We start from the raw sequence: 19,821 nt of genomic DNA, 5'->3' as shown, positions 1-19,821 counted from the left end.
AAGCCACTCGACTTTCGTCGAGTGGCTTTTGTCTTTCGATTCAAAGCTGGCCTAAGCCAGCCTCAAATTAGAAAGCGTGACGGATACCGAAGTCGTAGCCGGTCGAGTTGCGCGGGGTGAAGACACCGCCACCGGTCACGAAAGCCGGGCCGCCAACGGTCAGAGCTGCGCCGTTCTTGTTGCTGATGCGAGCAACGGTAGCGTACAGAGCCGTGCGCTTCGACAGGTTGTGCACGTAGCCGAGAGCCAGCTTGCTAGCCTTCGGGTCAGCCACTGCCGGTTCGAACGGGCTTTGGACTTCGTTGAAGTCGTACTTGACGCGCGAGTACGAAGCGCGGATCAGGCCAGCGCCAACCGGCACGGTCACGCCGAGCAGGTAGCCGGTCAGGTCCACGTCAGGACGGCCGCCGGTGAACAGCGGGGTCACTTCGTAGTCAACCTTGTTCTTGGCGCGCGACACTTCACCGAAGAGCTTCACGGGACCGAAGTCATACGAAGCGCCGAGGTTCAGCGTGTTGACCTTGGTGGTCGTGCCGATGTAGAACTGATCGCCAACCGTGCTGCTGCCGTAAGCAATTGCGACGTCCAGCGGGCCGTTGGCGTAGCCGAAGCGGCCACCAACGTAACGGCCTTGACGCGAGTTGTTCGCTGCATCAGGCGTGGCCAGGCCAGGGCTGTACTTGGTCTTCTCGCTGAAGCCGTACTGCACTTGACCGTAGAAACCACCCAGGTTCGGCGGCAGGAAGTAGCCGATGGTGTTGCTGGCGCGGGTGTAGTTGTTAACACCGACGTTCGAGAACGAACCGACGCTAGCCGTGGGCGAGCCGAAGGCGCCGAAGGCGCTGTTGGCCGTCGAGATGATGTTGGTACCAACGCCGTTGGTGCCGAACGGATCGAACACGGTGTCGTTCCAGAAGGTCGGGGTGTAGTCGCGGCCGAGGCGGACTTCACCGAAACCACCCGACAGGCTCACGGTCGAGCGGCGAGCAAAGGTTGCAACACCTTCCGAGCCGTCGTCGTTCTTGATCGGGGCTTCGAGCCAGAAGCTGGCTGCCAGGCCACCACCGAGGTCTTCCGTACCACGGAAGCCCAGACGGCTGGAGTTGTAGCCCGAGTTAGCCAGAGCGCGTTGGCTGACCTTGACGCTGCCTTGGTTCAGGTAGGTCGGAATGCCGAAAGCATTGGGGAAAACCGTCGGGTTCTGGTCACGCGAGGTGGACGAGTAGCCGCTGATCGACGCGTCGACCACACCGAACAGCGTGACGGACGACTGAGCCGAGGCAACACCGGCAACAGCCAGGGCAGCCAGAGCAACTAGAGATTTTTTCATTGCAAGTTTCTCCAAGGTTAAACATAGGGCTCCGGTGCGAAGGGCTCACCGTGACTGGCACTTTGTGCTCCCACCGGACCCCGGGCCAACCTCCTTTTGGGAAGTTGATGCTATTGCACCAGAGCCGCTGCGGCAGGGCAAAACAATTCGCCCGAAAACTCAGGTGGCCCATGCGTTTCGTTGCAGTAGTGCAACAAAGGGCTTGAGCGCCCTCCCGAACCACAATGTGAAATGAAACAAGGTTCCGGCCAACCCATTTCTGCTTCAGTTCAAATAGACGCATGATCTTTTCGCTCGATCCCGCCCTGGCCGCAGCGGATGCGGCCTTACGTACTCTTTTTGCCCGGCCTCACTCCACCCGGGCCATGCCTCAACCCGCTCAAGCGCCAGGTGAACTGACTGATTCGGAACGCCGCGAAGCCGGCGCGCTGATGCGAGTGAACCACGTGGGAGAAGTGTGCGCACAAGCGCTTTACACCGCCCAGGCCGCGGTGGCACGCGATCCCGTCCTCCGCACCCGATTGCTCGAAGCCTCCCATGAAGAAACCGATCATCTGGCGTGGACGCGGCAGCGCCTTGACGAGCTTGGCGCCCGGCCTTCGGTTCTGAACCCGCTTTGGTATGCGGGCGCATTCGGCTTGGGACTATTGGCCGGTCGCCTGGGGATCCGCTGAGCCTGGGGTTCGTTGCGGAAACCGAACGCCAGGTTGAAGCCCATCTGGAGAGCCATCTGGGGCGCCTTCCGACCGCCGACAGCGCCTCACGGGCCGTGGTCGAGCAGATGAAAGTCGATGAAGCCCGCCACGCCGCTCAAGCCATTGACGCCGGAGCCGCGGAACTGCCGGCGCCGGCCAAGGCCCTGATGCGGCTCGCCTCCCGCGTCATGACCACGGTGGCGCATCGGATCTGAGGCTTGCCGCCTCAGATTTCGATCAGATCGAAGCTGGTGGTGATCTCGGCTGTCTTCGCAAGCATGATGCTTGCCGAGCAGTAGGTGTCGTGGCTCATTGCAATGGCGCGCTCGACGGCAGCGGCGGGAATGCCCTTGCCCGCGACCGTGAAGTGCATGTGGATCTTCGTGAAGACCTTCGGATCTTTTTCCGCCCGTTCGCTCGTCAGCTTGACGCTGCAGCGCTCCACGCGGTGGCGGCCCCGCTTCAGGATCAGCACCACGTCGTAGGCCGTGCAGCCGCCTGTGCCCGCGAGCACGGTCTCCATGGGCCTGGGGGCGAGGTTTTGCCCACCGTTTTCGGGCTTTGATGCATCCGGCGCGCCATCCATCGTCAATACATGGCCGCTGCCTGTCTCGGCCACGAATCCCATGGCGGAGCGGGTGCCGGCATCGCCGGTCCAACTTACTGTGCATTCCATCTTGTCAGTTCCAATCCAGACGTCCAGTGAAAAAAGTTCGCTGAGACATCAATTTGTGTGTGGGAAAAGCGTCACTCGCTTGTTGCAACGCAGCAAACAACCGATATACTTTATTTCATCGCGCACGAAGCCGTGCGCACCGGTTGTCTCCTCCACCCTTCCAATTGGTGGATTTAGCCCCGAGCTGCAAAGCTCGGGGCTTTTTTCTTTGCCGCCGGTTACTTCGCGCGTCGACACCCACTCTAGTTTTGGCGCCGAAAGGGCAGTTGCTCTGGCTGCCCTGGCTGTTGCCGGTGTTGCCTCGGCTCAGTCGTCCGTCACGCTGTTCGGTGTGGTCGACGCGTCGATCAGCGGCTACTCGTCCACCTCGCGTGACATGTACAACGGCGTCTCGTACAACGCTTTCGGCGTTCCCATGTACAACCCGTTCTACGTCAACCAGGGCCGCGTCAAGACCAGCAAGACCGGCATGGCCAATTCGGGCTACAACTCCAGCCGCCTCGGCTTCCGTGGCACCGAAGACCTCGGCGGCGGCCTGGCTGCCAGCTTCTGGCTCGAAGCCCCCATCACCAACGACGACGGCGCAACCGGTGTTTCGACGTTCGCTCGTCGCTCGACCGTGAGCCTGTCGGGTGGTTTCGGTGAAGTCCGCCTCGGCCGCGACTACACCCCCACCTTCTGGAACGACACCGTGTTCGATCCGTTCGGCACCAACGGCGTTGGCACCAACCTGATCTCGACGGCCAACGGTTTCAACACCGCAGGCGGTGCAGGCGGTTTCGGCGGCAACCTCAATTCCACCCGCGCCAGCAATTCGATCGGCTACTTCCTGCCCCCGAACCTCGGTGGCTTCTACGGCCAGGTGATGTACGCCTTCCACGAGAAGACCAAGTACAGCCCTGGCCTGGCCACGCCCGATGTCGCGGACAACTCGCGCGCCGGCCGCTATGTCGGTGGCCGCTTCGGCTACGCCAATGGTCCGCTGGACGTTGCGCTCGCCTACGGCAGCAGCACCGTCGGTGACGACTTCTACGCTGGCGTGACCAACAAGGTCAACACGCTGAACCTCGGCGCTTCGTACGACTTCGGTCCCGCCAAGCTCTTCGGTGAACTGTCGCAAGCCAAGCTGAAGACCGACATCGACGGCAACTTCATCGTCCAGCCGGGCTCCGTGCCTTCGACCAAGCTCAACGGCTGGTTGCTGGGCGTGACGGTTCCCGTGGGTGCCGGCTTGATTCGCGCGTCCTACTCGGCCGTGAAGTACAAGACGGGCCACGGCGATGACTTGTTCTTCAACGACCAACGCGGCAATCCGAAGGCCAACAAGCTGGCCCTCGGTTATGTTCACAACCTGTCGAAGCGCACGGCCCTGTACGCAACGGTGGCTCGCGTGAGCAACAAGAACGGCGCGTCGCTGTCGGTGGGCAACCAGCCTTACATCAGCAACAGTGTCTTCACCCCGAAGAACTCGACCGGCTACGACTTCGGCATCCGCCACGCTTTCTGATCACCGTCTGATCCGATGCTGGCTCCAGCCAGTTCGAGTCGATTCAGTGTCAAGCCGCCCAGCGCAAGCCGGGCGGCTTTTTGGCGTTGTCGTTGCTCAGCTCACGCGGCCGCGCCTGCTTTGCAGCAGCCCCACATTCATTTCTCCGTTCAGCACCGAAGCGTAGAACCGTTCGACCATGTTCACGCTCGTGCGCGCATTGCGCGCCAAGGTCAGCATGTCGATGCCCTGCCCGTACAACAGCCGCAATGTGATCGCGGTGTGGCGCAGGCAATAGAGCGTTCTCGATTGGCCGAGCGGACCTTTCTCCAGCGCCGTCACCTCGAGCGCCCAATGGAAAAGAAAGTTGAGCACCGCGAGCGCGTGTTCACGATTCTTCAATTGCGGCATGAAGATGTAGTCTTCCGCACCGCCACAGCCTTGCTCGCGACGATGAGCAAGCAGGCATTCATAAACCCGCACAGCCGGACGCAAGCTCACGATGGGCTGGCTGTGCCGCTTGGTTTCGGGCAAATTCATTCGCAAATAGACGTGCTTTCCGCGCACGGTCTCTATGTGCTTGTGCTTCATGAGCTTGATGTCGCTCGGACGAACGAAGGTGTTCACCATCCAGCGAATCAACCAGGGAAGCTCCTCCGGCATGACGAGCAACTCGCGCGCAATCCAGAAGCGCTCGCCAGAGTTGAGCTCATCGAGCACCGGATGCGGTTGCCCGCGCAACCTGCGTGCAGCCGCCACAACGGCGCGGTACTCCGCAACGCTGAAGCTGCCGCGCGGCTGACTGCGCACCTTGACCTTCGGAAACGCAGGTGCGCTGCGAAGCACACCGATGTTCACGCCATGCGTGATCACCTTGCGCAGCAGCACCAGGTACTGCGCAATGGTCGTGCTGGTGAAGCCCTGTTCTCCCAGATGGTCGATCAGGCGTTGCGCGTCAGGCGTAGCAAATGCCTGCGCCTGCACGGCACCCAGCAGCGGAACGATGTGGGCCCGCAACCGGTTGCCCATCACCTGCCAGGTGGGCCGTCCAATCTCGCCGCGTTGCACGCGCGCAGCCTCTGCCTGCATCAATCCTTCGGAAAGGTCGCTGACAGAAACTGATAACAAATTTTGCTCATTTGTTAACTGATTTGCGGGCGCATGAATCGCGGGATAAGCACGCGCAAAAAATCCCGAATCGTTCGCAGCTGGGGCTCTTTGACTGAGGTTTATGACATTTGTGTCCATGTCATATCCGCAAGCAATCCCGATGCCTCTTATCATCGTCAGTTATCAAATGAAAACTCCCTTGGAAAAAATCGTGCGCGATGCCCCTGTTCCGGCGCTGACGCCTGCCGACTATCTCAGAAAAATTCTGAACGCCCGCGTGTACGACGTGGCGGTCGAATCCGCGCTCGAGAAGGCCAATGCGCTGAGCCAGCGGCTCGGCAACACCGTGCTGCTCAAGCGCGAAGATCAGCAACCGGTCTTCAGCTTCAAGCTGCGCGGCGCGTACAACAAGATGGCGCACCTCACGCCCGAGCAGCTGGCGAGTGGGGTCATCTGCGCATCGGCCGGCAATCACGCGCAAGGCGTGGCACTGGGCGCACGCAAGCTGGGTACGCGCGCGGTGGTGGTCATGCCGGTGACGACGCCCCGGCTCAAGATCGATGCGGTGCGCGGTTTCGGCGGCGAAGTCGTGCTGCATGGCGACAGCTATTCCGATGCCTATCTGCATGCACTCGAGTTGCAGGCGCAGCAAGGCCTGACCTTCGTGCATCCGTTCGACGACCCCGATGTGATTGCGGGCCAGGGCACCATCGCGATGGAAATCCTGCGCCAGCACCAAGGCCGGCTCGATGCGGTCTTCGTCGCCATCGGCGGCGGTGGACTCATCTCGGGCGTGGCCAACTACATCAAGGCGGTGCGTCCGGAGATCAAGGTGATCGGCGTGCAGATGAACGACTCCGACGCAATGATGCAATCGGTGGCAGCGCGCCAGCGCGTGAGCCTGTCCGACGTCGGACTGTTTTCAGACGGCACCGCCGTCAAGCTTGTGGGCGAGGAGACATTTCGCATCGCCAGCAACCTGGTCGATGAATACATCGCGGTCGATACCGACGCCGTCTGCGCAGCCATCAAGGATGTCTTCGTCGACACCCGCAGCATCGTCGAGCCGGCGGGCGCACTCGCGGTGGCCGCCATCAAGCAATACGTGGCCGGGCACGGCCGCCATGGCGAAACCTACGCAGCCATCTTGTGCGGCGCCAACATGAACTTCGACCGGCTGCGCTTCGTGGCCGAGCGCGCCGAGGTCGGTGAAGAGCGCGAGGCGCTGTTCGCTGTGACCATTCCCGAAGAGCGCGGCAGCTTCCGCCGTTTTTGCGAACTGGTCGGCGAAATGCCGGCCAGCGAATCGCAAGAGGCGGGCTCCACCGGCGGTGCGCTGCGCAACGTGACGGAGTTCAACTACCGCATCAGCGACGCGGCCAAGGCGCACGTGTTCGTGGGCCTGACCACGTCGACGCGCGGCGAATCGACCCTGATCGCACAGACCTTCAACGCCCACGGCTTCGATGCGCTCGACCTCACGCATGACGAGCTCGCCAAGGAGCATCTGCGGCATCTGGTGGGCGGCCGCACGGGCCTGGCACATGACGAGCGGCTGCTGCGATTCGTTTTCCCCGAGCGCCCGGGCGCGCTGCTCAAGTTCCTGAACCTGATGCGGCCGAACTGGAACATCAGCCTTTTCCACTATCGCAACCAGGGCGCCGACTATGGCCGCATCCTGGTGGGCTTGCAGGTGCCGGCCAGCGATGCGGCCGCCTTCGACGCTTTCCTCGAAACGCTGGGCTATCCTTACGTCGAGGAAACCGCGAATCCGGCGTATCGCCTGTTCCTGCAGGCCTGACCGAGCCCTCGCTTATTGCGCGAGTTGCGCAGGTGCCGGCGGTGGAATCTGTTGCGATTGCTGCGGTTGCTGCATTTGCTGCGCAGCCGGATCGGCGGGCGGCGGCGCCATCACCGGAGGAACCGTGGCCGGAAAAAGTCCGCTGGGCCGGGCCGCCGGGGAAGGCGCAGCCGGCATCGTCGGCAAGCCCGGGCTGCCGACGCTGATCGGCGCCCGCACCGGCAACTGCAGCGTGAATGCCGCCGGGCCCTGCGCACTGGTGCCGAGCGTCGCCGCGCGCACCCCCACCGACTGCAGCACGTAGTTGTCGCCAACGCGCGCACCGACCCGGAACGGCCGTGGAGGCTTGCCGTCGATGGAAATCAGCGCAGCGCCCTGGTTGAAAGGGTCCGCCACCACGCCCGAGAGCGCAAAGCGGCTGGCCGCCTCGGGCGCCGCGGGTGCCGCGTCCGATGCCGAAACTGCGCCCAGCAGCCGCGCGACCGCATCCGCATCGGCCGAAACTGCCGCGCGCGGCATTGTTGCCGCCGCGGCCACCGGCTCGGCCGGGCTCGCGACCCGCAGTCCCCAGAACACCGCGGCGCCGGCCGCCAGCGCCCAGAGCCCCGTGGTTGCAACGGGGGCGTGCCAGCGGGCGGCGGAATAGGGACTTGTCATGGCCGCGGATTATCATGCAGCGCGCTTTCCGAAACATGTCATCCAAGCTATGAAAAAAATCCTTCGCGATGCAGCCCGCACCGCCCAGCGCGGCTTCACGCTGATCGAATTGATGGTGGTGCTGGTCATCATCGGCGTGCTCGCCGCGCTGATCGTGCCAAACGTGATCGAGCGCGCCGACGACGCCCGCGTGACCGCCGCCAAGACCGACATCAACAACCTGATGCAGGCGCTCAAGCTCTACCGCCTGGACAACCAGCGCTACCCCACCGCCGAGCAAGGCCTGCAGGCGCTGCTCACGCGTCCGACCGCCGGCCCGGCCGCCCCCAACTGGAAGCCCTATGTCGAGAAGCTGCCGAACGATCCGTGGGGCCATCCGTACCAATACATGAATCCGGGTATCAAGGGCGAAATCGACGTGCTCTCGCTCGGCGCCGATGGCCAGGCCGGCGGCGAGGGCAAGAATGCCGACATCGGCAGCTGGCAGTAGCCGCACCCGCGGCTTCACGCTGCTCGAGCTGATCGTGGTGATCGCGATCATCGCGATGGCCACTGCCGGCGTGAGCTTTGCGCTGCGCGACAGCAGCGCCGCCACGCTCGACCGCGAGGCCGACCGGCTGGCCGCGCTGCTCGAATCGGCCCGCGCCCAATCGCGAGCAAGCGGCGTCGCAGTGCGATGGCGCATCGTTGAAGGCGGCAGCTTCGTCTTCGACGGATTGCCTCCCGATGCACTGCCCAGCGGATGGGCCGCGAGCGGCATCAGCGCCCAGGCGGCGCTGGCCAGCGGCGCACCGGTTGCCGCCGTGCAGCTGGGCCCCGATCCGATCATTGCCGCGCAACAGATCGTGCTGTATTCCGAAGGCCCACCCGCGCGTTCGCTGCGCATCGCAACCGACGGCTTGCGGCCCTTCGCCGTCACCACGCCATGAGCATCCGGCAGCGTTCGGCATGCGGCGGATTCACGCTGATCGAAGTGCTGATTGCGCTCGGCATCGTCGCGCTGGCGCTGGCGGCCGGTTCGCAGGCCACCATGTCGCTCACGCGCAATGCGCAGCGCCAGTCGGACCTGCTGCTGGCCGACCTGTGCGCGGAAAACGAGCTCGCCAAGGCGCGGCTCGCGCGGCAGATGCCGGCCGTGGGCGATTCGGGTTCGATCTGCGTGCAGGCCGGCGTCTCGTTCAACGTGACCACCTCCACCATCGCCACGCTGAACCCGAACTTCCGACGGGTGGACGTGCAGGTGCGCGATGAAACCAACGCGCCGGTGCTGCGCATCTCGACCGTGGTGGGCCGCTTCTGATGCGCCGCATCCCACGTCAACGAAGCCCGCAGGGCTTCACCCTGATCGAACTGCTCGTGGCCATTGCGGTGATGGCCCTGCTGGCGCTCGTGAGCTGGCGCGGGCTCGACGGCATGTCGCGCGCCACCACGCAGAACCAGCAGCGCGCCGACGCGGTCCTGACGCTGCAGACCACGCTGGCGCAATGGAGCGCCGATCTCGACGCCGTGACCGCGCTCGCGCAAACCCGGCCGATCGATTGGGACGGCCGCGTGCTGCGGCTCACACGCCGCGGCAGCGATGCGGCGGCCCCGGCCATGCATGTGGTGGCATGGACGCTGCGCTCCGGCGCCGACGGCACCCGCTGGCGGCGCTGGCAATCGCCGCCCTTCACCACGCGCGGTGAATGGCAGCAGGCCTGGAACATGGCCGCCTCTTGGGCGCAGGAAGGCGGCGCCGGAGACGTCGCGCTGATGCCGGTCGACAGCTGGCAGCTCTACTACTTTCGCGAAAACACCTGGACGCCCGCTGGCGAGTTGCCGACCGGTGCGCCCAATCCGGCGAACCCGTCCAACCCCACAGGCGCCATCGTGAACATGCCCGACGGCATTCGCCTGGTGCTGAGCCTCGCTCCCGGCGAAGGGCTGGCTGGCACGCTCACGCGCGACTGGGTCAAGCCCACGGTGGGAGCGCCGCGATCATGACCGCGCCCTTCTTTACAAGCCGCCGATGCTCGCATCGCCAACGCGGCGCCGCATTGCTCGCAGCGATGCTCACGGTGATGCTGGTCGCAACCTTCTCCGCCGCGGCGCTGTGGCAGCAATGGCGTTCGTCCGAAGTCGAAGCCGCCGAGCGCGGGCGCGTGCAGGCGGCATGGGTGCTGATCGGCGCGCTCGACTGGTCGCGCCTCATCTTGCGCGAAGACGCCCTCACCGGCGGGCCCGACCACCTGGCCGAGCCTTGGGCCGTGCCGCTCGCGGAGGCGCGGCTCACCAGCTTTCTGTCGGCCGAGAAAAACGTGGCGAGCGACAACCTCGAAGGGCTGCCGGACGCGTTCCTGTCGGGCCGCGTCGTCGATGCGCAATCGAAGCTCAACGTGCTGTCGCTGGTGGACGGCAACAAGCCGGTGCCGGCGAGCGTTGCCACCTTCACCAAGCTGTTCAACATCCTGGGCCTGCCGGCCTCGGAGCTCAGCGTGATGACAAGCTCGCTCGTGCGCGCCCTGGCAACAAGTACCGACCCGGCCGGCGGCGGCGATGCCGGCACCGCGCCGCTCATGCCGCAAGAGGTGTCGCAGCTGGTGTGGCTCGGCCTTTCGCCCTCGACCGCGGCCGCCCTCGAGCCCTACGTGACGATCCTGCCGATTCGCACCCCGCTGAACATCAACACCGCAAGCGCCGAGGCCATCAGCGCCAGCTTGCCTTCCCTCACCATCAGCGATGCGCGCCAGCTGGTCGAGAAGCGCACCCGCTCGTTCTTCAAGCAGATTGCCGACGCCAACACAGCCCTTCCGAACGGCGGCGCACAGTTCAACGCCGCCCAGCACAGCGTGAGCACCCAGTTCTTCGAGGTCTACGGCCGGCTCCGGCTCGACCGCACCTGGGTCGAAGAGCGCTCGCTGCTGCAGCGCGACGGGGTCACCGTGAAGACGATCTGGCGCAATCGCGGGGCCGGTATGACTGCCCCTCCGGCTAAACCCTGAGTGCGGCTTCTTCCACCAGTTTTCTTGCCCCAAAAGCATCGCCCAGTGCCCGTCGCATCTACGTCACACGCTACAAATAAAGTAGCGCCCGCGCGATAACCGCGCCCCTACAATCACCCGCCCTTCCGAAATCGAAATGACACCGCTGTTGCTCATTGCCCCCCTCCCTCCGGCGGACGCCGCGGGCGAGTACGACTGGGCCCAGGCAGGCGACGACGGCATCGCTTTGCGCAACCATGGCCGCGCGCTGCTCGCGCTGCTGCCGGCCAGCGCGGAAGTCACCCTCGGCATTCCCGCCGCCGCGCTCTCATGGCACCGCGTCACCCTGCCCAAGGGCAGCATGGGCAGCACTTCCAAGCTGCGCGCCGTGCTCGACGGCCTGCTCGAGGAGCACCTGCTCGACGAACCCGAGGCATTGCACTTTGCGCTCGAGCCCGATGCCAAGGCCGGCGCGCCGGTGTGGGTGGCGGCCTGCAACCGCATCTGGCTGCGCAGCGTGGTGCAGGGGCTCGAATCGGCGGGGCGGCGCGTGGTTCGCATCGTTCCTGAATTCGCACCGCAACCGGCCGACGGTCCGCCGCTCTTGCAGGTCACCGGCGAAGCCGAGGCGCCGCAACTCACGGTGTGCGATGCCGACGGCGTGGTCTCGCTGCCGCTCGCGGGTGCCGGGCTGGCGCTGTCCGGCAGCCTGCCGCTCGACACCGCGGTCATCACCGCCGAACCCGCCGTCGCCGAAGCTGCCGAGCAACTGCTCGAGCGCCGCCTGCCCATCGTGCAGGCGCCCCAGCGCTGGCTCCAGGCCACGCGCTCGCCCTGGGAGCTTGCGCAGTTCGACCTCGCCGTCACGGGCCGCGCGCGCGCCGGCAAGAAATTTGCATCGGTGGTCCAGACACTTCGCTTCGCGCCCGAATGGCGCGCCGCGCGCTGGGGCGTCATCGCCCTGCTGCTCACCCAACTGGTCGGCCTCAACGCCTGGGCCTGGAAGGAACGCAATGCCCTCGACGCCAAGCGCCAGGCCGTCAAGACCATGCTGACCGAGACCTTTCCCTCCGTGAAGCTGGTGGTCGATGCGCCCGTGCAAATGGCCCGCGAAGTCGCGGCGCTGCAGCAGGCCGTGGGCGACGTGGCCGGCAGCGACTTCGAACCGATGATCGGCGCGCTCGCCTCCAATCTCCCGCCGGGCCGAGTACCCACCGCCGTCGATTACAGCGCTGGCCAGTTGCGCCTGCGCGGATTGGGCCTGCAGCCTTCCGAGCTCACGCGGCTCTCCGGTGCCATGGGCCCGCGCGGCTACAGCGTGCGCGCCGAAGGCGATCTGCTGCTGGTGCAAGCCGAGGCTTCGCGATGAACTTCAGCGAACAACTCCGGGCCCGCTGGGCTGCGCTCGAGATGCGCGAACGGCGTATGGTGGCCATTGCGCTCACGCTCGTGGTGCTCGCCCTGCTGTGGTGGATTGCGCTCGCCCCCGCGTTGCGCACGCTCGCTGCGGCGCCGGCCGAACACGCGCGGCTCGACGCGCAACTGCAGCAGATGGCCACCTTGCAGAATCGCGCAAAGGCGCTGCAGGCCCAGCCCCGGCTGACCCGGGACGATGCGCTGCGCGCCCTCGAAACTTCCGTGCGCCAGAGCCTGGGCACCAATGCCCAGCTCATCACGGCCAGCGGCGACGGCGCTGCCACCGTCACGCTGCGCGCCACGCCGGACGATCTGGCTCAGTGGCTCTCGCAAGCACGTGGCAACGCCCACGCCGTGCCGCGCGAAGCCCACCTGACCCGCGCCGCCGCGGCGCCGCCGGCGGCGGGCAGCAAAGACCCGCAACCCCCGAAGGTGCGCTGGGAGGGCACGCTGGTGATGGCGCTGCCCGCGGCCCGTTGAGCACGAGCACCGCCGCATGGTGACGCGCTCTTCCCTTTCCGAACCCACGCCGCGCCGCGGCTGGCGCTGGGCCTTGCTGGGCATCGTGATCGGCGCACTGCTCGCGCTCGTTCTGTTCGCACCGGCCCGGTGGCTGGCCTCGGCACTTTCCAACTGGAGCCAGGGCCGGCTGCTGCTTGTCAACCCGCGCGGCACGGTCTGGAACGGCGCGGCGGCGGTTGTTCTTGCAAGCGGTGCGGGCGGCGCCGAGGCGGTGTCGCTGCCCGGTTCGCTCAACTGGCGCATGCGGCCGACCTGGAACGGCATGTTCGCCGTGCTCGACCTGCCCTGCTGCGCGGCCCGGCCGCTGCAGCTCAAGGCCAGCCCTCGCGCGGACGGCATGCAGCTGCAGTGGGGCGACGGCAGTTCCCGCTGGCCCGCCACCTTGCTGACGGGCCTGGGCGCGCCCTGGAATACGCTCAAGCTCGAGGGCACGCTCGATCTTTCCACCAAGGCCCTGTCGATGCAGTGGGACGGCCCCGTACTGCGCATCGCGGGCCAGGCCACGCTCGACGCCACCGATGTGTCGTCGAGCCTCTCGACCCTGAAGCCGATGGGCAGCTACCGCCTCACGCTCGAAGGCGGCAGCCGGCCGAGCCTGCTGCTGAGCACGCGCGAAGGCAGCCTGCAGCTGAACGGCAGCGGCAGCTGGAACGGCACGGCCTTTCGCTTCAACGGCGAAGCCAGTGCCGCACCCGGCCGCGAAGACGCACTTTCCAATTTGTTGAACATCATCGGACGGCGTGACAACACGCGTTCGATCATCACCCTGGGTTGATCATGATGAAGCCATTGACTTCGCACGGCAGCCGCCTCGGCATCGTTGCACTCGCAGCGCAGATGCTGATCGCCGCCACCTTCCTGCAGGCCGTGCCGCCCGCCTTCGCGCAAGCCGCGAGCCCCGATGCGCCGCGCCGGGGCGAACCCATCACGCTCAACTTCGCCAATGCCGACATCGAGGCCGTGGCACGCACCATGGCGGTGGTGACCGGCCGCGACGTGGTGGTCGACCCGCGCGTCAAGGGCACGATGAATCTGGTGACGGACCGCGCCATTGCGCCGGCCGCCGCGTTCAACCAGTTCGCTTCCGCGCTGCGCCTGCAGGGCTTCGCAGTGGTCGAGTCCGAAGGGCTCTACAAGGTCGTGCCCGAGGCCGACGCCAAGCTGCAGACCCAGACCGTCAACACCGCCACGCCCAGCGCCGGCGCGGTGGCCGGCAACCAGATCGTCACGCAGATCTTCAGGCTCAACTACGAGTCCGCCAACAGCCTGCTGCCGGTGCTGCGCCCGCTCATTCCGCCCAACAACACCATCAACGTGAACCCGGGCAACAACTCGCTCGTGATCACCGACTATGCGGACAACATGCGCCGCCTGAGCCGCATCATCGCGGCGCTCGACGTGCCCAACGCGTCGGACATCGAGGTGATCCCGCTCAAGCACTCCATTGCCACCGACATGCTGCCGCTGATCACTCGCCTTGTCGACGGCAGCGGCTCGGGCGCTCCCGGCGCCGCCGCACCGGGCACGGCCGACGCATCGTTCCGCACCACCCTGCTGGCAGACCCGCGCAGCAATGCGCTGATCCTGCGCGCGGCCAATCCGGCGCGCGCGGCGCTGGTGCGTACGCTGGTCGAAAAGCTCGACCGCGCGCCCGCTGAAAGCAGCAACGGCGCGGCCGGCAACATCTACGTGGTGTACCTCAAGAACGCCGATGCCGTGCGCCTTGCGGCCACGCTGCGCGCCGCCATGGCCGCCAACCAGCTGCCCGGCACGCCAGGCTCGCCCGGCGCCGCGGGCGGTGGCGGCCAGCCGCAGCCGCAAGCCAACATTCCGCAGGCCATGCAGCAGACGAGCCTCAGCGGCCAGGGCGGCGGCTCGGCGGCCGCCAATGCGCCGCTGAACAACGCCAACCAGCCCTCGACCGGCGGGCAGATCCAGGCCGACCCCTCGACCAACTCGCTGATCATCACCGCGCCCGAGCCGCAATACCGGCAGATGCGCGCGGTGATCGACAAGCTCGACGGCCGGCGCGCCCAAGTGATGATCGAGGCGCTGATCGTCGAGGTCAGCGCCAAGAAGGCCGCCAACTTCGGCGTGCAGTGGCAGAGCGCGCTGGGCAACAACGCGGTCATCGGCACCAATTCGAGCCTTGCGAGCGCCAACATCCTGGCGCTGACGCAGGCCCTGGCCACGCGCGACGTGGCCAACGTGCGGCCGTCGTCGGGGCTGAACCTCGCCATCGCCGGCAAGATCGGCGGGCAGTACATCCTGGGCGCGATTGCGAACTTCTTCACCAGCGACGGCGACGCCAATGTGCTCTCGACGCCCAACCTGCTGACGCTGGACAACGAAGAGGCCAAGATCGTCATCGGCCAGAACGTGCCTTTCGTCACCGGCCAGTACGCGAGCACCTCGGGCTCGGTGGGCATCAACCCGTTCACCACGGTGGAGCGCAAGGACGTGGGCCTCACGCTGCGCGTACGCCCGACCATCAACGAGAACGGCACCGTGAAGATGACCATCTTCCAGGAGACCTCGACGGTCGACGGCAACACCATCAACAACCCCAACGGCCCGACCACCAACAAGCGCTCCATCGAATCGAGTGTGCTGGTGGAAGACGGCGGCCTGGTCATGCTCGGCGGGCTGCTGTCGGACGACTACGGCAACACGGTCGAGAAGGTTCCGTTGGCGGGCGACATTCCGGTGCTCGGCAACCTGTTCAAGAACGAGATCCGTACGCGCAACAAGAGCAACCTGATGATGTTCCTGCGCCCCGCAGTCATGCGCGACGGCGCCTCGACCGAGGCGTTTTCGTACGACCGCTACGACGAGATCCGCGGCATGCAGCAGCGCGCGCAGCCGAACACCGACAACATCATGCTGCGCGGCGTCGATTCCGCGCCCGTGCTGCCCGAAGCACCCGCGCCGCGCCCCGACCGCACAAGCAGCAGCAGCGAGCGCATCCAGGGCACGCAGCTCATTCCGCCGCCGCGTCCGCCGGCCGACACGCGCAGCCTGCGCCCGAGCCCACTGCGCGGTGCCTTGCCGCCCACGGCCGACCCGACCAGTTCGCGCGAACTGCCCTGAAGCCCCGGCCCGCCGCCTTTACGAAAACGCACCGCCGATCCTGCCCATGCGCCACCCCCTGCCCTACGCGTTCGCACGCAGCCAGCAGCTGCTGCTCGAAGAGGCCGACGACGGCCGCTACACGCTGTGGATGTCGAGCCATCCCTCGCGCAGCGCGCTCGGCGAAGTCACGCGCAAATACGGCGTGCAGGCTTTCGAAGTGCTGGCCGATGGCCCGCTCGCGCAGCGCATCAGCGCGGCCTATGCGCAAGGCGAATCGAGCGCCGCCGCGGTGGTGAGCGAGGTGCAGAGCGACGCCGACCTCTCGCGCATGATGCAGGAGTTGCCGGCGGTCGAAGACCTGCTGGAAAGCGCAGGCGATGCGCCCATCATCCGCATGCTCAACGCGCTGCTCACGCAGGCCGCGCGCGACGGTGCGAGCGACATCCACATCGAGCCCTACGAGCGCACTTCGTCGGTGCGCTTTCGCATCGACGGCACGCTGCGCGAGGTGGTGCAGCCCAACCGCGCGCTGCACGCCGCGCTGATCTCGCGACTGAAGATCATGGCCGACCTCGACATCTCCGAGAAGCGGCTGCCGCAGGACGGACGCATCAGCCTTCGCATCGGCACGCGCGCGGTCGACGTGCGCGTTTCCACGCTGCCAAGCGCCCACGGCGAGCGCGCGGTGCTGCGCCTGCTGGACAAGACCGAATCGAAGCTCACGCTCGAATCGGTCGGCATGCAGGGCGACACGCTGGAGCGCTTCGAGCGCCTCATCGCACAGCCGCACGGCATCATCCTGGTGACCGGGCCTACCGGCTCGGGCAAGACCACCACGCTGTACGCCGCGCTGGCCCGGCTCGACGCGAGCCGCAGCAACATCATGACGGTGGAAGACCCCATCGAGTACGAGCTGCCAGGCGTGGGCCAGACGCAGATCAACGCCAAGATCGAGCTCACGTTTGCGAAGGCCCTGCGTGCCATCCTGCGGCAGGACCCGGACGTGATCATGATCGGCGAAATCCGCGACTTCGAAACTGCGCAGATCGCCATTCAGGCCTCGCTCACCGGCCACCTGGTGCTCGCCACGCTGCACACCAACGACTCGGTCAGCGCCGTCACGCGCCTGACCGACATGGGCGTGGAGCCTTTCCTGCTGAGTTCGTCACTGCTGGGCGTGCTTGCCCAGCGCCTGGTGCGCAAGGTCTGCACGGCCTGCGGCGGCGCCGGCTGCGAGGTCTGCGGTCAGACTGGCTACCAGGGCCGCACCGGCATCTTCGAGTTGCTGGTGGCCGACGACGAAGTGCAGGCGCTCATCCACGGCAAGGCAGCGGAGAGCCAGCTCTTCGAGGCCGGCGCGCGCGGTGGCCTGCGCTCCATGCGCGAGGACGGCGAACGGCTGGTGCAAGCCGGCATCACTTCGCGCGCCGAGCTGGTGCGGGTCACGCGCGAATAATCTCTTCGCTCTGCCATGCCCGCCTATTCCTTCGAAGCCATCGATGCCAGCGGCCAGTCGCGCGAAGGCGTGCTCGAGGCCGACACTGCGCGCAGCGCCCGCAGCCTGCTGCGCGCGCAGGCGCTCATTCCGCTGTCGGTCACGCCGGTCGGCAGCAGCCACGTCAATGCCACGGGGAACGGGGGACTGCGCCGGTGGCTCGGCGGCGGCGCAAGAATCTTCAGCTCCACCGGACTCGCGGTGTGGACGCGCCAGCTCGCGGGGCTGGTGTCTTCGGGCCTGCCGCTCGAGCGCGCGCTGACCGCACTCACCGACGAAGCCGAAACCGAGCCGCAGCGCAATCTCGTCGCGTCGCTGCGCGCCGAAGTCAACGCAGGCTCGCCCTTCGCGCGTGCACTCGCGGCCCATCCGCGCGAGTTCTCGGCCATCTACACGGCCGTGATCGGCGCGGGCGAGCAGAGCGGCAACCTCGGCCTCGTGCTCGACCGCCTGGCCGACGATCTCGAAGAGCGGCAGGCGCTGCAGCAAAAGCTCGTCGGCGCGGCGCTGTACCCGGCCATCGTCACGCTGGTGGCGATCGTGATCGTGATCTTTCTCGTGAGCTATGTGGTGCCGCAGGTGGCGCAGGTGTTCGCGGGCACCAAGCGCTCGCTGCCTTTTCTCACCACGGTGATGCTGTCGCTGAGCGCGGGTGTGCGCAACTACGGCTGGTGGATGGTGGGCGGTGTGGTGTTCGCCGCCATTGCCGCCCGCCTGGCGTTGGCGCAAGAAGCGTTTCGCCTGAAGTTCGATGCCGCCTGGCTCAAGCTGCCGCTGGTCGGCAAGCTCGCGCGCGGCTACAACGCGGCGCGCTTCGCAAGCACGCTGGCCATGCTCGCGACCGCCGGCGTACCCATCCTGCGCGCGCTGCAGGCCGCTTCCGAAACGCTCGGCAACCGCGCAATGCGCGCGGATGCGCTCGATGCGCTGGTGCTGGTGCGCGAAGGCGCGCCGCTCGCCTCGGCGCTGGCGCAGAAAAAGCGCTTTCCGGGGCTGGTGTCGATGTTCGCCCGCCTTGGCGAACAGACCGGCACGCTGCCGCTGATGCTGCAACGCGCGGCCAACCAGCTCGGCGCCGAAGTGCAGCGCCGCGCGATGCACCTGGCCACCATTCTCGAACCCCTGTTGATCGTGGCCATGGGCGGCGTGGTGATGCTCATTGTGCTGGCGGTAATGCTGCCTATCATCCAGCTGAACCAGTTCGTCAAGTAACGCCCGCCAAGAAGCCCGAAACCTCATGCCCGTCACGCTCGAAGACAAGCTCGTGGTCGCGATATCGTCGCGCGCGCTGTTCAACCTCGAAGAAGAAAACAAGATCTTCGAGGCCGGCGACAACGAGGGCTACATGAAGCTGCAGCTCGACCGCATCGACGTGCCGGCCGCGCCCGGCATCGCGTATTCGCTGATCCGCAAGCTGCTGCGCTTCAACGACGACGGCGTGCAGCGTGTCGAGGTGGTCATTCTTTCGCGCAACGATCCCGTCTCTGGCATGCGCATCTTCCGCTCCAGCGCGGCCGCCGACATCAAGCTGCAGCGCGGCGTGTTCACCCAGGGCCGCCCGCCCTTCGGCTACCTGCGGCCGCTGCGCGCGCATCTGTTCCTGTCGGTCAATGCGCAAGACGTGCGCGAGGCGCTCAACGCCGGCTTTCCGGCCGCGCGGGTGCTGGTCGAATCGGTCAAGGCCAGCGATGCCTGGCCCAACGAAGTGCGCATTGCCTTCGACGGCGACGCGGTGCTGTTCTCCGACGAAGCCGAGCGCGTGTTCCAGGCCGAGGGCCTGGACGCCTTCCAGGCGCACGAGCTCAGCAAGGCCGACCTGCCGCTGCCCGAAGGCCCGTTCAAGCCGCTGCTGTCTGCGCTGCATCGCCTGCAGATGGCGGGCAATGCGCAGATGCGCATCCGCACCGCGCTGGTCACGGCCCGCAGCGCGCCCGCACACGAGCGCGCCATCCGCACGCTGATGAAGTGGAACATCCGCGTCGACGAAGCGATGTTCCTCGGCGGCCTGCCCAAGGGCGAATTCCTGCGCGAGTTCGAACCCGACTTCTTCTTCGACGACCAGACCGGCCACGTCGACGCCGCGGCACGCCACGTGCCCGCGGGCCACGTCTCCAGCGGCATCAGCAACGAGGGCTGAGCCTCTCGCGGAGCGGGCGCCTTCGCGGCGCTCCGCCCCCTTGGCGCGACCAGCGCTTCAGCCTTGTCATCGCTCCTTCATGGCGGTGTAACGGGTTTTCCCTAGTCTTGCGGTCTGTCCGGTGCGCGGTGCCTTCATGGCGCCTTTTTTTCGTCGCATCCGACCGTCCATACACGACAACACCAAGGAACCCACCATGCGACTCTCCTTCCCCTCCGTGCGGCTCTTTTCCGCACTGGCCCTGGCCTGCGCCCTTTCCGCCTGCGGCGGCGGCGATGGAGGCGGCGGCTTCTCCGGCTTCCCGCCCGGCACCGGCGCGCCCACCACGCCCACCAATCCCGAACTGCCCGCCAATCCGAACCCGCCCGCACCCGACACGGGCGTGAAGCCCGAGATGCGCTGCGCACCTTGAGCGCACCCGCGCAACGCCCACCGCATCTCCTCATGACCAAACACAACAAGAC

General features: G+C 66.4%; 19 protein-coding genes and 1 pseudogene. 16 read left to right on the top strand and 4 right to left on the bottom strand.

Annotated elements, in window-relative coordinates; genetic code table 11:
• Positions 1-67: 67 nt before the first annotated feature.
• A complete protein-coding gene (locus M0765_RS14655; RefSeq protein ID WP_258504320.1) occupies positions 68-1,330 on the bottom strand; it encodes a porin in 1,263 nt (420 codons plus the stop codon).
• A gap of 281 nt (positions 1,331-1,611) precedes the next feature.
• Between M0765_RS14655 and coq7 the strand changes: the two are divergent.
• Positions 1,612-2,240, top strand: a pseudogene (coq7, locus tag M0765_RS14650) (2-polyprenyl-3-methyl-6-methoxy-1,4-benzoquinone monooxygenase).
• A gap of 11 nt (positions 2,241-2,251) precedes the next feature.
• Here the strand turns inward: coq7 and M0765_RS14645 are convergent.
• Positions 2,252-2,701, bottom strand: a complete 450-nt coding sequence (locus M0765_RS14645; protein WP_258504319.1) for an OsmC family protein — start codon at positions 2,699-2,701, stop codon at positions 2,252-2,254.
• Positions 2,702-2,972: 271 nt separating this feature from the next.
• Here M0765_RS14645 and M0765_RS14640 point away from each other — a divergent pair, with 271 nt between their 5' ends.
• On the top strand, positions 2,973-4,208 hold the full coding sequence (locus M0765_RS14640; protein WP_258508261.1) for a porin: 1,236 nt from the start codon (positions 2,973-2,975) through the stop codon (positions 4,206-4,208).
• A gap of 96 nt (positions 4,209-4,304) precedes the next feature.
• Here M0765_RS14640 and M0765_RS14635 read toward each other — a convergent pair whose 3' ends face one another.
• Complete coding sequence (locus M0765_RS14635; RefSeq protein ID WP_258504318.1) at positions 4,305-5,435, bottom strand: hypothetical protein; 1,131 nt, start codon at positions 5,433-5,435, stop codon at positions 4,305-4,307.
• 49 nt (positions 5,436-5,484) lie between these two features.
• On the opposite strand from M0765_RS14635, the gene ilvA reads away from it, so the two are divergent.
• The gene (ilvA, locus tag M0765_RS14630; RefSeq protein WP_258504317.1) at positions 5,485-7,098 is read left to right on the top strand and encodes a threonine ammonia-lyase, biosynthetic; all 1,614 of its coding nucleotides are present in this window, start codon (positions 5,485-5,487) and stop codon (positions 7,096-7,098) included.
• A 12-nt stretch (positions 7,099-7,110) separates the two neighbouring features.
• On the opposite strand, the gene M0765_RS14625 is transcribed toward ilvA, so the two are convergent.
• Positions 7,111-7,755 carry a type II secretion system protein N gene (locus tag M0765_RS14625; protein ID WP_258504316.1) on the bottom strand — a complete coding sequence of 215 codons (645 nt, stop codon included), beginning with the start codon at positions 7,753-7,755 and terminating at the stop codon, positions 7,111-7,113.
• 49 nt (positions 7,756-7,804) lie between these two features.
• Here M0765_RS14625 and gspG point away from each other — a divergent pair, with 49 nt between their 5' ends.
• From gspG to M0765_RS14560, 13 genes are all read left to right on the top strand, one after another.
• Positions 7,805-8,245 (top strand): type II secretion system major pseudopilin GspG, encoded by a 441-nt coding sequence (gene gspG, locus M0765_RS14620; protein WP_258504315.1) that lies wholly within the window; start codon positions 7,805-7,807, stop codon positions 8,243-8,245.
• Positions 8,220-8,684 (top strand): GspH/FimT family pseudopilin, encoded by a 465-nt coding sequence (locus M0765_RS14615; RefSeq protein WP_258504314.1) that lies wholly within the window; start codon positions 8,220-8,222, stop codon positions 8,682-8,684. The genes gspG and M0765_RS14615 overlap by 26 nt, the downstream gene beginning before the upstream one ends.
• Positions 8,681-9,055: a type II secretion system minor pseudopilin GspI gene (gene gspI / locus M0765_RS14610; RefSeq protein ID WP_258504313.1), complete on the top strand. Its 375-nt coding sequence runs from the start codon at positions 8,681-8,683 to the stop codon at positions 9,053-9,055. Before M0765_RS14615 ends, gspI begins: the two co-directional genes overlap by 4 nt.
• Positions 9,055-9,738 (top strand): PulJ/GspJ family protein, encoded by a 684-nt coding sequence (locus M0765_RS14605; protein WP_258504312.1) that lies wholly within the window; start codon positions 9,055-9,057, stop codon positions 9,736-9,738. The genes gspI and M0765_RS14605 overlap by 1 nt, the downstream gene beginning before the upstream one ends.
• Complete coding sequence (gene gspK, locus M0765_RS14600) at positions 9,735-10,736, top strand: type II secretion system minor pseudopilin GspK (protein WP_258504311.1); 1,002 nt, start codon at positions 9,735-9,737, stop codon at positions 10,734-10,736. Before M0765_RS14605 ends, gspK begins: the two co-directional genes overlap by 4 nt.
• Before the next feature lie 136 nt (positions 10,737-10,872).
• Positions 10,873-12,084: a type II secretion system protein GspL gene (gene gspL / locus M0765_RS14595; protein WP_258504310.1), complete on the top strand. Its 1,212-nt coding sequence runs from the start codon at positions 10,873-10,875 to the stop codon at positions 12,082-12,084.
• A complete protein-coding gene (locus M0765_RS14590) occupies positions 12,081-12,611 on the top strand; it encodes a type II secretion system protein M (RefSeq protein ID WP_258504309.1) in 531 nt (176 codons plus the stop codon). Before gspL ends, M0765_RS14590 begins: the two co-directional genes overlap by 4 nt.
• Before the next feature lie 16 nt (positions 12,612-12,627).
• Complete coding sequence (gene gspN / locus M0765_RS14585) at positions 12,628-13,428, top strand: type II secretion system protein N (RefSeq protein ID WP_258504308.1); 801 nt, start codon at positions 12,628-12,630, stop codon at positions 13,426-13,428.
• A gap of 2 nt (positions 13,429-13,430) precedes the next feature.
• The gene (gene gspD, locus M0765_RS14580) at positions 13,431-15,743 is read left to right on the top strand and encodes a type II secretion system secretin GspD (RefSeq protein WP_258504307.1); all 2,313 of its coding nucleotides are present in this window, start codon (positions 13,431-13,433) and stop codon (positions 15,741-15,743) included.
• Positions 15,744-15,789: 46 nt separating this feature from the next.
• On the top strand, positions 15,790-17,181 hold the full coding sequence (locus M0765_RS14575; protein WP_258504306.1) for a GspE/PulE family protein: 1,392 nt from the start codon (positions 15,790-15,792) through the stop codon (positions 17,179-17,181).
• 15 nt (positions 17,182-17,196) lie between these two features.
• Positions 17,197-18,432, top strand: coding sequence for a type II secretion system inner membrane protein GspF (gene gspF / locus M0765_RS14570; protein WP_258504305.1), 1,236 nt, complete (start codon positions 17,197-17,199; stop codon positions 18,430-18,432).
• 25 nt (positions 18,433-18,457) lie between these two features.
• Positions 18,458-19,357: a 5'-nucleotidase gene (locus M0765_RS14565; protein WP_258504304.1), complete on the top strand. Its 900-nt coding sequence runs from the start codon at positions 18,458-18,460 to the stop codon at positions 19,355-19,357.
• 196 nt (positions 19,358-19,553) lie between these two features.
• Positions 19,554-19,769, top strand: coding sequence for a hypothetical protein (locus M0765_RS14560; protein WP_258504303.1), 216 nt, complete (start codon positions 19,554-19,556; stop codon positions 19,767-19,769).
• Positions 19,770-19,821 lie beyond the last annotated feature (52 nt).

The organism is Variovorax sp. S12S4 (genome assembly GCF_023195515.1).
Classification (GTDB): domain Bacteria; phylum Pseudomonadota; class Gammaproteobacteria; order Burkholderiales; family Burkholderiaceae_C; genus Variovorax.
The sequence above is the reverse complement of the archived record's forward strand: the minus strand, read 5'-3'. Positions and strand labels throughout refer to the sequence as shown.

Coding starts and splice junctions, on each gene's coding strand:
- M0765_RS14655 (WP_258504320.1), bottom strand. CDS start 1,330: ATGAAAAAATCTCTAGTTGCTCTGGCTGCCCTGGCTGTTGCCGGTGTT.
- M0765_RS14645 (WP_258504319.1), bottom strand. CDS start 2,701: ATGGAATGCACAGTAAGTTGGACCGGCGATGCCGGCACCCGCTCCGCC.
- M0765_RS14635 (WP_258504318.1), bottom strand. CDS start 5,435: ATGGACACAAATGTCATAAACCTCAGTCAAAGAGCCCCAGCTGCGAAC.
- ilvA (WP_258504317.1), top strand. CDS start 5,485: ATGAAAACTCCCTTGGAAAAAATCGTGCGCGATGCCCCTGTTCCGGCG.
- M0765_RS14625 (WP_258504316.1), bottom strand. CDS start 7,755: ATGACAAGTCCCTATTCCGCCGCCCGCTGGCACGCCCCCGTTGCAACC.
- gspG (WP_258504315.1), top strand. CDS start 7,805: ATGAAAAAAATCCTTCGCGATGCAGCCCGCACCGCCCAGCGCGGCTTC.
- M0765_RS14615 (WP_258504314.1), top strand. CDS start 8,220: ATGCCGACATCGGCAGCTGGCAGTAGCCGCACCCGCGGCTTCACGCTG.
- gspI (WP_258504313.1), top strand. CDS start 8,681: ATGAGCATCCGGCAGCGTTCGGCATGCGGCGGATTCACGCTGATCGAA.
- M0765_RS14605 (WP_258504312.1), top strand. CDS start 9,055: ATGCGCCGCATCCCACGTCAACGAAGCCCGCAGGGCTTCACCCTGATC.
- gspK (WP_258504311.1), top strand. CDS start 9,735: ATGACCGCGCCCTTCTTTACAAGCCGCCGATGCTCGCATCGCCAACGC.
- gspL (WP_258504310.1), top strand. CDS start 10,873: ATGACACCGCTGTTGCTCATTGCCCCCCTCCCTCCGGCGGACGCCGCG.
- M0765_RS14590 (WP_258504309.1), top strand. CDS start 12,081: ATGAACTTCAGCGAACAACTCCGGGCCCGCTGGGCTGCGCTCGAGATG.
- gspN (WP_258504308.1), top strand. CDS start 12,628: ATGGTGACGCGCTCTTCCCTTTCCGAACCCACGCCGCGCCGCGGCTGG.
- gspD (WP_258504307.1), top strand. CDS start 13,431: ATGATGAAGCCATTGACTTCGCACGGCAGCCGCCTCGGCATCGTTGCA.
- M0765_RS14575 (WP_258504306.1), top strand. CDS start 15,790: ATGCGCCACCCCCTGCCCTACGCGTTCGCACGCAGCCAGCAGCTGCTG.
- gspF (WP_258504305.1), top strand. CDS start 17,197: ATGCCCGCCTATTCCTTCGAAGCCATCGATGCCAGCGGCCAGTCGCGC.
- M0765_RS14565 (WP_258504304.1), top strand. CDS start 18,458: ATGCCCGTCACGCTCGAAGACAAGCTCGTGGTCGCGATATCGTCGCGC.
- M0765_RS14560 (WP_258504303.1), top strand. CDS start 19,554: ATGCGACTCTCCTTCCCCTCCGTGCGGCTCTTTTCCGCACTGGCCCTG.